The organism is Homoserinimonas sp. OAct 916 (assembly GCF_003260275.1).
GTDB lineage: Bacteria > Actinomycetota > Actinomycetes > Actinomycetales > Microbacteriaceae > OACT-916.
In genome coordinates this window covers 133,665-147,708 of the sequence record NZ_QJHB01000003.1, presented here as the reverse complement: position 1 = coordinate 147,708, position 14,044 = coordinate 133,665, and the positions used below count along the sequence as shown (strand labels likewise).

At 64.1% G+C, this 14,044-nt stretch carries 12 protein-coding genes and 1 tRNA gene; 3 read left to right on the top strand and 10 right to left on the bottom strand.

Annotation, left to right across the window (positions count from 1 at the left end):
* Positions 1-27: 27 nt before the first annotated feature.
* Together ilvA and DL891_RS04525 are read right to left on the bottom strand one after the other, a co-directional pair.
* The gene (gene ilvA, locus DL891_RS04530) at positions 28-1,266 is read right to left on the bottom strand and encodes a threonine ammonia-lyase (RefSeq protein WP_111719377.1); all 1,239 of its coding nucleotides are present in this window, start codon (positions 1,264-1,266) and stop codon (positions 28-30) included.
* A 168-nt stretch (positions 1,267-1,434) separates the two neighbouring features.
* Positions 1,435-2,577 carry an AI-2E family transporter gene (locus tag DL891_RS04525; RefSeq protein WP_232819002.1) on the bottom strand — a complete coding sequence of 381 codons (1,143 nt, stop codon included), beginning with the start codon at positions 2,575-2,577 and terminating at the stop codon, positions 1,435-1,437.
* Positions 2,578-2,673: 96 nt separating this feature from the next.
* Here DL891_RS04525 and DL891_RS04520 point away from each other — a divergent pair, with 96 nt between their 5' ends.
* A complete protein-coding gene (locus DL891_RS04520) occupies positions 2,674-3,888 on the top strand; it encodes a winged helix-turn-helix domain-containing protein (RefSeq protein ID WP_111719233.1) in 1,215 nt (404 codons plus the stop codon).
* 64 nt (positions 3,889-3,952) lie between these two features.
* Here the strand turns inward: DL891_RS04520 and DL891_RS04515 are convergent, their stop codons facing one another.
* Both DL891_RS04515 and DL891_RS04510 read right to left on the bottom strand, forming a co-directional pair.
* Positions 3,953-4,837, bottom strand: coding sequence for a M48 family metalloprotease (locus DL891_RS04515; RefSeq protein ID WP_111719232.1), 885 nt, complete (start codon positions 4,835-4,837; stop codon positions 3,953-3,955).
* Positions 4,838-4,927: 90 nt separating this feature from the next.
* Entirely contained in the window at positions 4,928-5,494 is a 567-nt protein-coding gene (locus DL891_RS04510; protein WP_111719375.1) for a LemA family protein, read from the bottom strand.
* Between the two features lie 143 nt (positions 5,495-5,637).
* On the opposite strand from DL891_RS04510, the gene DL891_RS04505 reads away from it, so the two are divergent.
* Together DL891_RS04505 and DL891_RS04500 are read left to right on the top strand one after the other, a co-directional pair.
* Complete coding sequence (locus DL891_RS04505; RefSeq protein ID WP_111719231.1) at positions 5,638-6,378, top strand: ABC transporter ATP-binding protein; 741 nt, start codon at positions 5,638-5,640, stop codon at positions 6,376-6,378.
* On the top strand, positions 6,375-7,109 hold the full coding sequence (locus tag DL891_RS04500) for an ABC transporter permease (RefSeq protein WP_111719230.1): 735 nt from the start codon (positions 6,375-6,377) through the stop codon (positions 7,107-7,109). Before DL891_RS04505 ends, DL891_RS04500 begins: the two co-directional genes overlap by 4 nt.
* Positions 7,110-7,321: 212 nt before the next feature.
* Here the strand turns inward: DL891_RS04500 and DL891_RS04495 are convergent, their stop codons facing one another.
* The 6 genes from DL891_RS04495 to DL891_RS04470 form a co-directional block, all read right to left on the bottom strand.
* A complete protein-coding gene (locus DL891_RS04495; protein ID WP_232819001.1) occupies positions 7,322-8,671 on the bottom strand; it encodes a D-arabinono-1,4-lactone oxidase in 1,350 nt (449 codons plus the stop codon).
* The gene (locus DL891_RS04490; protein WP_111719229.1) at positions 8,668-9,936 is read right to left on the bottom strand and encodes an alanine racemase; all 1,269 of its coding nucleotides are present in this window, start codon (positions 9,934-9,936) and stop codon (positions 8,668-8,670) included. The genes DL891_RS04495 and DL891_RS04490 overlap by 4 nt, the downstream gene beginning before the upstream one ends.
* Before the next feature lie 114 nt (positions 9,937-10,050).
* Positions 10,051-11,331 (bottom strand): MFS transporter, encoded by a 1,281-nt coding sequence (locus DL891_RS04485; protein ID WP_111719228.1) that lies wholly within the window; start codon positions 11,329-11,331, stop codon positions 10,051-10,053.
* Positions 11,328-11,978: a TetR/AcrR family transcriptional regulator gene (locus tag DL891_RS04480; protein ID WP_111719227.1), complete on the bottom strand. Its 651-nt coding sequence runs from the start codon at positions 11,976-11,978 to the stop codon at positions 11,328-11,330. Before DL891_RS04480 ends, DL891_RS04485 begins: the two co-directional genes overlap by 4 nt.
* A 324-nt stretch (positions 11,979-12,302) precedes the next feature.
* A tRNA-Leu gene (locus DL891_RS04475) sits at positions 12,303-12,376 on the bottom strand.
* Between the two features lie 18 nt (positions 12,377-12,394).
* A complete protein-coding gene (locus DL891_RS04470) occupies positions 12,395-14,026 on the bottom strand; it encodes an NAD(P)/FAD-dependent oxidoreductase (RefSeq protein ID WP_111719373.1) in 1,632 nt (543 codons plus the stop codon).
* Positions 14,027-14,044: the final 18 nt, after the last annotated feature.

The window sequence follows — 14,044 nt, the reverse complement described above, 5'->3', positions numbered from 1 at the left end:
CCGCTGAACGCCTTTCGGCCCCACCCGCTACTCTTCGACGAACACGTCGAGGCCGCCGGCACGAATTGTGTCGATCACCTGCTGTTTATGGTCTCCGCCGCGCGTTTCGACACTCAATTCGATTGCCACCTCGCTCAATTGGGCGCCCAGTCCATGACGGGTGTGTAGCACCTCGACGACATTCGCGTTCGCTTCGGCGACCAGTTGCGCCACACGCACCAATTGTCCGGGACGGTCGGGAAGGATCACCCGCACCGTGAGGTAGCGATCCGAGGCCGCGAGGCCTTGGCTGATCACACGCTGCAACAGCAACGCGTCGATATTTCCACCGCTCAGGATGACGACGGTCTTGCCGACCGCGTGCACCTTGCCGGCGATGATCGCAGCAACTCCCACAGCGCCGGCGGCCTCCACCACCAATTTGGTGCGTTCCAAAAGAATCAGGATCGCCTGAGCCACCTCGTCTTCAGACACCTCGACAATCTCGTCGACGGTCTTCTCGAGCATCTGGAAGTTGAGGTCACCGGGCTTCGCCACGGCGATGCCATCAGCGATGGTGGGGCCCATTTGGATCTGCACAGGCTCTCCAGCGAGTAAGGACGGCCGGTAGGCCGCAGCGGCCTCGGCCTGCACCCCAATGACCTTCACAGTCCGGCCGGTCGCCGCAGCCTGTTGTTTGACCACACTGGCCACTCCGGCCGCCAATCCGCCGCCACCGATCGGGACGATGACGGTCTCCAGGTCGGGGATCTCGTCCAGGATCTCCAACCCCAATGTGCCCTGTCCGATCACCACGTCTTCGTGGTCGAACGGGGGAATGATCAACGCCCCGGTCTCGGCAGCGAAGTCTGCAGCGGCCTGCAATGCCTCGGTGATCGTTGCCCCCTGCAGGATGACATCGGCGCCGTAACGCCGGGTTGCCTGCAGTTTCGGCAGTGCCGCCCCCTCGGGCATGAAGATGGTTGCGGCGATCCCCAACTCTCGAGCCGCCAGGGCCACACCCTGCGCGTGGTTGCCGGCCGACGCCGCCACCACACCCCGCCGACGCTCCTCCTCATTCAGTTGCGACAACCGATAGAAGGCTCCGCGAAGTTTGAAGGATCCACCGCGCTGCAGGTTCTCACACTTGAGATAAACCGATGTTCCCAACCGTTCGGACAAGTATTGGGACGTGTCCATCGGGGTGACCTTGGCCACTCGGTAGACGGTTTCCCGGGCTGCCCGGAACTGATCGAGTGTCGGGCCCGGAAAGGGATTCTCTGTCATCTCACTGCCTGTCATCTCACTGCCTGTCATCTCACTGCCTGTCATCTCACTGCTGTTGTCGTCTGTCTGCCGCTGTCGTCTGTCTGGTTGTAGCGGGGCATCATCGTCAGGTGGTCATCGCGGATCGTCACGGTCGCGGGTTCTCATCAACGGCCGCCCGCTCGCGCCCTAAGGGGCCGCGGCCGGTTCCGCCTCCATCGCGGCCCGAGGTGGGGGCTCTGGTTCCCGCCAGCTCCCCCGGGCGACGTAAAGAATCATGGCGTTGAGCGAGGCGACGATCGGCACCGCAAAGAGCGCCCCGGCAATTCCCCCGACCAGCGCCCCCGCAGTCACTGCCAGCACGACACCGAGCGGGTGAATCTTGACCGCATTCCCCATGATCAGCGGTTGCAACACATGACCCTCCACCTGCTGCACCACGAGCACTATGGCCAGCATCACCAACGCGATGGCCCAACCCTGGTAGACCAACGCGATGAACACTGCCAGTGCTCCGGTCAGAACAGCCCCGACGATCGGAATGAACGAGCCCAGAAAGACGAGTATCCCGATTGGAATGGCGAGGGGCAGTTGCAGGATCGCGGCACCGACGGCGATTCCCGTCGCGTCGATAGCGGCGACCACGATCTGCACTCGAACGAAGTTTCCCATGGTTCGCCAACCGGCCTGGCCCGCTCCGTCCACCGCGGGCCGTGCCGCTTTCGGGAACAGTCGCACGAGCCAACGCCAAACGCCCTTGCCGTCGATCAGGAAGATCAGCGTCGCGAACAGGGTCAGCAGAAACCCGGCAAGGAAGTGCCCCACGCCGCTGCCCAGGGTGAGCGCCCTGTTCCACAGCAGGTTGGGGTCTCCTTGGACGACCGCGATCAGATCCCCGACGAGCCCGGAGATCTGCGACTCGCTGAGCTCAAACGGAGGGGCGCGCAACCAGTCCTTGAATTGGTCATAGGAGGCCAGCGTCTGAACCCGGAGTTCGTCCATCCCGGAGGTGATCTGGGTGACGATCAGAACGACCAGTCCGGTCACCACCACGATGAACCCCAGGGTGACCGCTATGACGGCAAGCCATTTCGGCCAACCGTGGCGCTGCAGAAAATTGATCAGGGGAACAAGGAGGGCTGCCAAGAGAATGGCGACCATGACCGGAATGACGATCAGGCTGAACTGGATCGCTGTATAGACCAGAACGGCGAGCACCCCGACCATGACCAGAATGCGCCACGACCAGGCGCCAGCAACCCTCACGCCTGGTGGCACCAGCGAGCGCTCACCCGGCTCCGCCGTGGGGCCTGCTCCCTGGTGATCCTCCACCGTTTCAGTCTATGGCCGGTTATATGCCGACGGCGCCATGAATCACCGCGCACCGACACTGAAACGATGACGGAACACCGCGCTAGAGTCGTCAGCGTGACGGACTCGATCTCACCCCGACTGGCCAGGCGGATAGCCCTGGCCGCGCAGGGCTTTCGCCGACAGCACGATCAGACGTCGTCTGAACGCCGGCCGGGGATACGCTCATTGTCCAACATGGTCGAGAAGTTGGGTCTGCTTCAGATTGACAGCGTCAACGTTTTCGAGCGCGCTCATTACTTGCCGGTGTTCGCACGGCTGGGCGCTTATGACAAGGGCGATCTCGACCGCCTGACCCTCGGCCCAGCCCCGAGGTTCATCGAGTACGTGGCGCATGAGGCCTCCTTCCTGCCCCGGGAGACGTGGCCACTGATGCGTTGGCGAATGACTGAGTTTCGTGACCGGTCCCTTGTCGAAGCAGACTCCTGGGCCCGGCAGAACGAAACCCTGCTGGGCTGGCTGGTGGCCGAACTCGAGGCGACCGGCCCGGTACCGGCGAGTGCGATCGAGCATGATGCCAATCAGCGTCGCGGGCCCTGGTGGGGCTGGTCTGACGTGAAGCGCGGGCTGGAGACGCTCTTTCGCTGGGGCGATGTGGTGATCGCCGGTCGCGAACGTTTCGAACGCCACTACGCACTTCCGCACCACGTGTTCACACCGGAGTTGCTCACGCAAGATGTACCGCGCGCCGAGGCGCACCGGCGCCTGGTCGAGGTCGGCGCCCGGGCCCACGGCATCGGAACGGTCGCCGACTTCGCTGACTATTTTCGTCTCGGTATCGCCGATTCGATTGTTGCCGTGCGCCAACTCGAAGACGCCGGAGTGCTGGTTCCGGTGCGCGTGGACGGTTGGAAGCAGAACGCCTGGCTGCATCGTGACGCCCGGCAGCCACGCACCATCGAGGCCACCGCGCTGTTGTCACCATTCGACCCCGTCGTCTGGGACCGCAAACGTACCGAGCGCTTGTTCGACTTTCACTATCGGATCGAGATCTACACGCCAGCGCCCCAACGTGTCTTCGGCTACTACGTGCTCCCGGTGCTGGTTGACGACAGGGTCGTGGGCCGTGTCGACCTGAAGCATGATCGTCAGGCCGGGGTGTTGCGTGTCCAGGCGGCCTGGCAGGAGGCTGGAGCGCCGCCGGATACCGCAGCTCGGCTGGCCGCGGTTTTGGCCGCCACCGCCCGTTGGCAGGGTGCAGACGATGTGTGGGTGGCCGCTCGCGGCAACCTGGCGACTGCATTGCGCAGTGAGGTGGCTGCCATCGCCTGACAGGCAACGCCAGTCAGATGGGCAGTACAACCAGAAGGACGTACCGGCTAGAAGGACGTGCCGGCTAGAAGGTGCGACCGATCTTTTCCAGGCGGGCGATCCGCTCTGGGATCGGCGGGTGGGTGCTGAACATGCGGCTCATCAGGCCGGGCCGGTTCGGGTCAGAGATCCACAGATGCGACATGGTTGAGTTCTGCCGTTTCATCGGGCGGCCGTATTCACCCAGCTTTGCCAGCGCGCTCGCGAGGGCATCCGGGTTTCTTGTCGTCATCGCGCCGGTGGCGTCGGCAAGGTATTCGCGCTGGCGGGAGATGGCGGCCTGAACCACTGCAGCAATCAGCGGAGCGATGATCATGGCGACGAGGCCGAACACCAGCATGATCGGGTTTCCCCCATTGTTGTTGCGGCTGCGCCCCCCGCCGAAGATGGCGACGCGCAGAAACATGTCGGCGATGAAGCCGACTGCAACGACCAGCCCGAACACGATCATGGAGACCCGGATGTCGTAGTTCTTGACGTGCCCCATCTCGTGCGCCATGACCGCTTCCAACTCCTGGTCGGTCATCAGGTCGAGCAGCCCGGAAGTGGCGGCCACCGCCGCCGACTTCGGATCCCGCCCGGTGGCGAACGCGTTCGGCGCCGGATCGTTCACGATGTACACCTTGGGCATCGGCAGTCCCTCGGTGATGGCCAGGTTCTCCACCACCCGGTAGAGCCTGGGATTGTCGGCCTTCTGGATTTCGTGCCCACCGGCCATCGACACCGCCAGCTTGTCGGCAGCGAAATACTGGATGAGGGCATAGGCAGTGGCCACGACAAAGACGATCAGGGTGATCCACGGGTCGGCATAGACCACGCTGGCGAGATAGCCCAGGCCTCCGATCACCGCCAGAAAGACGATGATGATGAAGACGGTGTTGCGCTTGTTGCGCGCTATCGCACTGTACATATCGACTCAACTCGTGAACGGGTACCCGTTGCCCACCGAACCGGCCTGGGCGGCTGGATTCGAGCGTGGTTCATGCGAGTATCGGAACTCCTAGAACTGAACGCGTGGCGGCTCGGCGATCGCTGCGACATCTGCCACCTCGAAGAAATCGCGAGAGGTGAAACCCAGGCCCTTGGCGAACATGTTGTTCGGAAACACCTTGATCTTGGTGTTCAACTCGCGCACACCTCCGTTGTAGAAGCGGCGAGATGCCTGGATCTTGTCTTCGGTGTCGACCAGTTCGCCCTGCAACTGCAAAAAGTTCTGACTGGCTTGCAGTTGCGGGTATGCCTCAGCGACTGCGAAAATGCTCTTCAACGCCTGCTGCATATGATTCTCGGCGGCGGAGGCCTCGACCGGCCCCTGCGCCGACAGCGTCTCTGCCCGGGCCCGCGTGACCGACTCGAACACGCCCTTCTCATGCGCCGCATAGCCCTTGACCGCTTGGATCAGGTTGGGGATCAGATCAGCACGCCGCTTGAGCTGCACCGTGATGTCACTCCATGCCTCATCAACGCGAACGTTGAGCGTCACCAACCCGTTGTATGTGGACCACAGGTAAATACCAATGATCAGAACGAGTGCAACAACGATGAGTACAGGGATCAGCCATTCCATGATCTTCACTATATCGACAGTCCTGTGACAGTCGCTGAGAATGAGTATCCTCTCAGTCAACTGGCGGTACGCCCTCACCTTTTCCGCACGCGAGTCAGCGAGTACACTCAGGTTTTCAGCATCACGGAGGAAAGGGACTACGGATGCCCGACACCGCCCCCGCCATCGAATGCGAGTCCCTGCGTGTGCGGCGCGGCAAGAAGCTGGTACTGCACGGCATCACAGTCACCGTACCCTGCGGACAGGTGGTTGGGCTGTTGGGGCCCAGCGGCGGCGGCAAGACGACTCTGATGCGATCAATCGTCGGCGTGCAGAGGATCGCATCCGGCAGTGTGCAGGTGCTCGGTCTACCCTCCGGAGACGCACGGCTACGCAGACTGGTGGGATATTCCACCCAGGCGGCCAGCATCTACGACGACCTCACGGTGCGGCAGAACCTGAGCTATTTCCGGTCTGTGCTCGGCGCCCGGGCCGAGGACATCGACCGGGTACTCCAGGAGACCGCGCTGAGCGACACGGCCGGCCAACTGGTGGCTACCCTGTCCGGAGGCCAGCGCAGCCGGGTCTCCTTGGCCGTCGCGATGTTGTCCAGCCCGCCCCTCCTGGTACTCGACGAGCCGACTGTCGGGTTGGACCCGGTGCTTCGCGAAGATCTCTGGAACCTCTTCCACGATCTGGCCCGAGGTGGCAGTACCCTGCTGGTGTCCTCGCATGTGATGGATGAGGCCACTCGCTGCGACCGTCTGCTGCTGATGCGCGATGGTGACCTCGTAGCGGATCTCACCCCCAGCGAGTTACTCGCTCGCACCGGCGCTGCCACGGCGGAGGAGGCATTCCTCGCCATCATCCGGCAGCACCCGAAGCATCGGGCAGGTGGGTCGTGAACGCCCGGCGCACGTTTGCGACGGCGGGCCGGGCACTGCAGCAGATCCGTCACGATCCCCGCACCGTCGGCCTGCTGCTGGTCGTACCGAGCCTGCTCATCGGGCTGATCGCCTGGTTGTTCGTCGACACCCCGGTGTTCGAACAGATCGGCCCGGCAATGCTGGCGTTGTTCCCGTTCACCATCATGTTCCTGATCACCAGCATCGCCACGTTGCGCGAACGCCGCACGGGCACGCTGGAGCGCCTACTGACCATGCCGATCCGGCAGCTTGAGTTCATCCTCGGCTACGCCATCGCGTTCAGTCTGCTGGCCCTGCTGCAGGCCGCGGTCACGGTCTCGTTCGCCGTCTGGGTGTGCGGCTTGACCATCGAGGGTTCCCTCTGGCTGCTGTTCGCGATCGCTGTAGTGGACGCAATTCTCGGCACCACGCTCGGCCTTCTCGCCAGCGCGTTCGCCCGCACCGAGTTCCAGGTGGTGCAGTTCATGCCGGCGTTGATATTTCCCCAGATCCTGCTGGGGGGCATCTTCCTGCCCCGTGATCAACTGCCAGACTTCCTGCACTTCATCTCCGACTGGTTGCCGCTCTCCCACGCCATCGACGCGTTGAACGCCGTCGCCACCGGCAGCCATGACGCGGCCTGGATCGGGGTGGAACTGCTGATCATCGCCGCGTTCATCGTCGGCTTCATCGTGCTCGGTGCCATCACCCTGCGCCGCCGGACCCCGTAGCCGTCCTGACCTCTCGCCCTCACCCCTCGCCCACACCTCTCGCCCTGACCTCTGGATATCCTCCCGTCCTCCGCCGAGCGTGCAGCAGATGGGGTTAACCGACGCGGATTCCCCCATCTACTGCACTCCCGGGGGCAATGACGAGGACAAGTCGGGGCCAGGAGGGCCACACCGCTCAGGGGCGCCCACACAGCTCAATTGGCGCCCACAGCTCAGGCGCCGAGCACGCGGTCCAAGTACCGATTGGCGAACAACCGTTCCGGGTCGAGCCGGTCCCGCAGTTCGATGAAGTTGTCGAAGTGGGGGTACACCTGGCGCAGTGACTCGGCGTCCTGCGTGTGCATCTTGCCCCAATGTGGTCGCCCGCCAAAGGAACGCAACACTTCCTCCAGCGCCGCGAAGTACTCGCGGTGGTCTTCGCGGAAGAACCGGTGCGCCGCGATGTACACCGTTGCCCGCCCGCTGGCGGTCGACAGCCACAACGAATCCTCCTTCGCAAACCGCACCTCAAGGGGAAAGGAGATTCGCAACCCCCTCCGCTGGATCACCGCGTTGATCTCGCGCAGTGCGCTCACCACGTGTTCAGCCGGGATGGCGTACTCCATCTCTTTGAACCGCACCGTGCGCCTGGTGATGAACACGTTGGTCGACAGGTCGGTGAATCGGCGGTTACCGGTCAGTTTCTCCGCCATCCGGTTGATGCCGGGTATCGCAGCCGGCGCGATCCGGCCGAGGTTGCAGGTCAGGCGGAACACGCCGTTCGCGACGACGACGTCGTCAAGATAGGCCTTGGTCACGGTCAACGGTTCACGGTGCGCGTCGGCCGGCAGCCGGGTGTTCGACTTGGTCAGAGCGGTTTTCGTGTGCGGGAACCAGTAGAACTCGAAATGGTCAACCGCCGCCGCGCGCTCCAACACCGACTCCAGCACGGCGTCGAGTCGTTCGGGCTGCTCCACGGCCTGTAGCACGAACTGTGGCACGCATTGCAGTGTCACTTCGACCAGGATTCCCAGGGCACCGAGCCCGAGCGACAGTGCCGGCAGCAATTCGCTGTTCTGGTTCTCGTCGATTCTCAGCAGATCCCCGGATGCCGTAACCACCAGCGCTGCCACCACCTGCGTTGCGATGCCGCCGAACGACGCCCCGGTTCCGTGGGTCCCGGTGGAGATCGCACCGCTGATCGACTGTGAGTCGATATCGCCGAGGTTTTCCATCGCCAACGCATACGGGGCCAGCAGCTCGGGGATGTCGCGCAGGCAGGTGCCGGCCAGAAGCCTCACACGGCGCCGGGCCTGATCCACGTCGATCAGCCCCGTGAGCCGGGTCAGGTCGAGTTGCACACCCGGCGCCTCAGCGATGGCTGTGAAACTGTGCCCCGCCCCTACTGCCTTCACCGTGATGCCGCGCGCACGAGCCGTTTCGATGGCACGCTGCACACCTGCGACGCTGGTGGGTCGCGCCACCAGCGTCGGCCGCACTTCAACCGTGCGGGCCCAGTTGCGCCACACCGTTCCAGAAATCAGAGTGGATCCCGTCTTCTCATTGCGTTCGCTGACGGTCACAGGAAGACCTTCCCCTCACCTCGGTAGCTCGGCAACGTGCCGATGACCTTGTTCCCGTCAACGATGTGGAATCGGTCGACGTGCTCGCTCAGCTCACCGGATTTCGTGTGCCGCAACCACACCCGGTCGCCGGGTACCAGGCCGGCCGCCGCCGTGCCGAAGACCGGCGACTGAACCTCGCCCGCTGCCTCCCTGGGTGCGTAACGCAGCCCAAGCGGCCACTCCAGGCTCGGCAACCGGTCGGCGGCCGGTACGCCGGATGCGATCCAGCCGCCCCCGAGCATGGTCGCCGAATCTGCCGTGGCCTTGCGCACAATCGGTAGGGCGAAAGCCGCGGCGGGGGCCGGCAGGAATCCGGCGTAGTTGTCGAACAGGTGGCCGCCGAGCAGGCCACTGCCGGCAGCGATCTCAGTGACCGAGGCGTCTGCAGAAGTCGACTCCAGCGACCCGGTTCCACCACCGTTCACGAACTCGAGGTCGGCGACCTGCCGCACGGCGGTCACTGCCTCGCCGCGACGGGTGGCGATCTCCGGTCTGGACTGGCGTTGCATCCACCGGTTCACCCGTGCCATCACCGGCTGCCCGGCCGGGGCATCCCCGACCCCGGCGATCTGCGCCTCATAGGCCATCATTCCGACCAGTTCGAAGCCGGGCCTCTGCACGATCTCTTCGGCGAGCCGCCGCGCGTCGGCCGGAGTGTATATCGGTGAACGCCACACGCCGAGCTTGCCCAGCACGGGCGCCAGCCAAGAGCCGTCGAGTTCCAGGCAGACCCGAATCGATTCCCGCTTTCCCGGTGGGCACACGTGGTCGATCAGGTCGAGTTGCGCGACGGAGTCGATCATCAGGGTCACCCGACCGGCCAACTCCGCGGAGGCACCCAACCGGGCGATCTCCTTCCGGTCGACCGTCGGATAGCCGACGACCACGTCGTCGATACCCGAGCGCGCGGCAGAGGGCTCGGCCAACCACAGCGCCTCGGCCAAGGTGTAGGCGAGCACCCCGTGATAACCGGGCAACTCCAGCACCGCATCGATCACTCCGCGCACCCGCACCGACTTGGAGGCGACCCGGATAGGCTTGCCCGCCGCGCGCCGCACCATGTCGGCCGCGTTGTGCTCGAGCGCACCCAGGTGGAGCACGGCAACAGGTGGATCCAGATGTTCGGTCGCGCGCGTCAGCTCGGGCCAGTAGTGCTCGGGGCTGGTCCAGGGAGTCGCGGGGCGGCCCATCGACCCCTCGGGCGGGGACAGTGTCAGTTTCATTTACCTCAACACACCTTCTCTAGCGGCTGCATCTTTAACACGCTGCTTCTTCAACACGCTGCTTCGTCAACACGCCACTTCTCCAACGCACAAACTCTCGAACGCACGACTATTTCAACGCACAGATTTCACTTGAGCCACCGCGAGCGCACCCGCGAAGGCAAACACTCCGGCCATGATGAACAAACCGCTGAATCCCCCGAGCGCGGCGACGGTGATTGCACCGAGCAGCGGAGCGATGGCCTGCGGCACGGCGGTTGCGATGTTCATGATGCCGAGGTCTTTGCCTCGGGAGGCGGGGTCGGGCAACACCTGCGTTGCGAGAGCCTGGTCGACCGACAGGAAACAGCCGTAGCCGAGCCCCAGGAGGCCGGCGGCGACCATGGCCACATCGAGGCTGGGCACGAACGCGAGCAACAGGGCGGCAATCGCCTGCAGCGTGGATGCCACGAACACAAACACCTTGCGTCTGCCGACCTTGTCCGACCATTTGCCGGCGCCGAGGGAGGCCAGGATGACGAACACCATGTAGATCCCGGTCAACAGCAGCAGGCCGTCTTCGGCGTCGCCCATCCCGAGGTCTAAACCAAACGCCAAGAAATACAGCAGAAGCGTGGTTCCGAACGCATTGCCGAAATTGACCAGTATTCGGCTGAGCAGGGTCCAGCCGAAATCCGGATGCTCACGTGGGCTGATCCATAGGCTCTCCAGGATTCCCCGCGCGGTGAGCGGCTCCCGCTGGTCAGGCAGCAACCGGGTGTCGCGCACGAACAACAGGAACGGGGTGACCAGAACCACCAGCAGGATGGCCATCACGGAATATCCGACGAATTGGCCGGTGAACAGCATGGTCACCAGCATGAGACCAGCGATCGTGCCGATGGCCTGCGGGGCCGACAACCAGCCGGAGACGTACCCTCGCTGGGTCACTGGCACCTGGTCGGAGATCGTGGCGGTGAGTGCCGCTGTCAGCATGCAGAACCCGATCAGCGCGCAGGACCAGAAGAATCCGATCCCGATCATCGACGACTGCAGACCGAGCAGGAACAATGAGAGGGCAAACACCAGCGCCCCTGCAGCCATCCACGGACGCCGTCGACCGAAGCGGCTCGTGGTGCGGTCAGACAGGGCACCGGTCAACGGGTACGCGGCCAGCGCGCACAGGCCCGCAATACCCGAGATGATGCCGAAGGCGACCACGTTGTCGACCCAGTTCGTGGCGTGCAGCTGCGCTTCGATCTGGGCCGGCAACAAGAGCTGGATCGGGGTGAGTTGCGCCATCCAGATACCGAACCAGGCGGTGGCGAAAACCGCGATCCAGCCGGAGGTGACCCGGGCGGTGGGTTCCTGAAAGACACCAATGGTCGTCGCCGGCGCCTTGACCACGCCACTCATGCGCTTTCCTCCGCGAGGTGAGCGATGCTGTCGGCGGCGAGGTCCATGAGGGCGCGGGCAGCGGCGTCGTCCCTGTTCACCAACCAGCCGACGGTGAGCCCGTCGGTGACGGCGACCAGTAGGTGGGCGATCTCTTCGGTGGGAACACGCCAGACGGCTCCGGTGAGCTCAGCCGCCAGAGTCAGCGAATCCCGGGCCATCTCGAAGTAGCGGTCATACTGCCGGCGGGCCAAGGATTGCAGCGTTGGAGTGCGCAGCGCGTACTGTGTCAGCTCGAGCATCGCCTGTTCGCGTTCGGGCTCCTCGACGAGGTGATCGAAATAGCGCTGAAGGCCGTCACGGAGAACATTGCGCACGCTCGCTGCCTCATGGGGCAGCGGCGGCACCAGCGCTGTCTGTTCGTGCTCGATGACGTGATTCACAAGTTCGGTCATCAATTCGTCACGGCTGGAGAAGGCGTAGTGGAAGCTCGCCAGCGCCATACCTGCCTCGGCAACAATCGCCCTCGTGGTCGCCCCGGACACCCCGTGTTGGGCAACGACCCGTAGTGCCGCGTCGATGAGGGCGGTCCGTCGCTCGGCAACGGGCATGCGCTGGGGCGATTTGACGTCGGACGTGCTCGACGTCATCACCGTCTCATCGGTCATTGGGTCGCCTGGCTGGCTGGGTCGTGCTGGGTTGAATCGTGCTGGGTTGGTTCGTGCTGGGTTGGTTCGTGCATGATCAAGTCACGCAGCTCCTTCGGTCGCACAGCATCGTGCATCCTTGCTCGATGAGAGTGAGTCAATCGTCCCACTCATCACCATAGTATGCAGCATCTCGCCGCCTGCGGTAAACGACAAGGGGAATCTGTGCTCCCCGAATCCTTTCCACCCCACCACCCGGATCACGCCGCGCCAGTCAAGTAAGGGCGAAACGCGCCAGAATCACGAGGCACTGTTCGCATCTGACATCAACTGTTCGTGCCCAAGTACCCCCACTGGGACTCGAACCCAGACTGGAACGATTTTAAGTCGTCTGCCTCTGCCGATTGGGCTATGGGGGCCCGCGGATACCGCGCCTTTTATGCCTTCGAGGGGTCGGCCTTCTCCGTTGAATCGGCCGCGGAATCAGTCTCCTTCGGGGTGGCCTTCGTGGCCGGGGCCTTCGTGGCCGCTGTCGCTGCTGCCCGAGACGCAGCGGCTTTGGAGGTCGGCGCCTTGGCCGGGGCCGTCGCGGTTGCTGCCTTTGCTGCCGGGGCCTTCTTGGCAGGGGCCTTCCCAGACGGAGCCTTCCCAGACGGAGCCTTCGCTGCCGCTGCCGTGACCGCTACCTTTTCCGTGTCGACCTTGGCTGCAGTGGATTCGGATGACGGTTTCTCAGCGGGCTTCTCCACGGCGGGCTTCGGTCGCGCCGCCACCGCCTCGAACGCCGCACGCGGAGTCTGGATCGCTTCAAGACCAACGATGTCGCGCGTGGCCAGGAAGTTGAACAGCCAGTTTCCGAACACGCGCATCTTGCGCTCCACGGTGGGAACAGCCAAGCCGTGGTAGCCACGGTGCGCAATCCACGCGAGCGGGCCGGTAAAGCCGAACTTGCCCGATTGGAAGGCGCCGTGGCCGACGCCGAGTCCGGCCACTGCGCCGAGGCCCTTGTGCTTGTATTCCACAGGAACCTCCCCGCGCAGCAGCGCCACGAGGTTCTTCGACAGCCGCTTGGCCTGGCGCACGGCGTGCTGGGCATTCGGCACGCAGTACCCCCCGACACCGCCGCCGGTGAGGTCGGGTACCGCAGCGACGTCACCTGCACCCCACGCACCCTCGATGACACCGTCATCGCCGACGACGCGCAGGTCGGGCTGCACTCGCAGGCGACCGCGGTCGTCCAGCGGCAGGTCGGTGTTCTTCACGACTGGGTTCGCCATCACACCGGCCGACCAGATGATCATGTCGGTTTCAACGATGAGCCCAGAAGACATCTCGACCACACCGTCCACCGCTGAGGTCAACTGCGTGTCGAGGTGCATCTGCACGCCGCGCTGGATGTACTGCTGAACAACCTTCTCGGCCGTCTTGAGTGATACTTCCGGCATGATGCGGCTCATCGCCTCGACCAGGTGGAACTGTGTATCGTCGAACGAGATCCGCGGATAGTACTTGATCAGCGAACTGGCCAGAGAGCGCAGCTCACCGAGCACCTCGATGCCATTGAATCCGCCGCCGACGACCACCACGGTCAGTAGCCGGTCGCGCTCGGGGCCGTCGGGCAGGTTTGCTGCGCGATCGAAGTTGGCGAGCATCCGATCACGCAGGTTCGTGGCCTCTTCGATGGTCTTCAGCCCAATGGCGTTGTCGGCGACGCCCGGAATCGGGAACGTGCGCGTGACGGCGCCCGCAGTGACGACCACGTGGTCATACGTCATTGTCCACGGCTCGCCCTCGGCCGGGGTGATCGTCGCCGTCTTGGTGGCGTGATCGATATGGCTGACTGCAGCCGTAATGATCGTGGTCTTGCGCAGGTGCCTGCGCAGCGAGACCACTGCGTGCCGTGACTCCACCGAGCCGGCCGCCACCTCGGGCAGGAACGGCTGGTAGGTCATGTAGGGAAGCGGGTCGACGAGCGTCACCACGGCCTCGCCACGACGCAACTGCTTCTCGAGTTTCCAGGCCGTGTAAAAACCGGCGTAACCACCGCCGACGATCAGGATTTGGGGCACGGACACATGTCTCCTTAT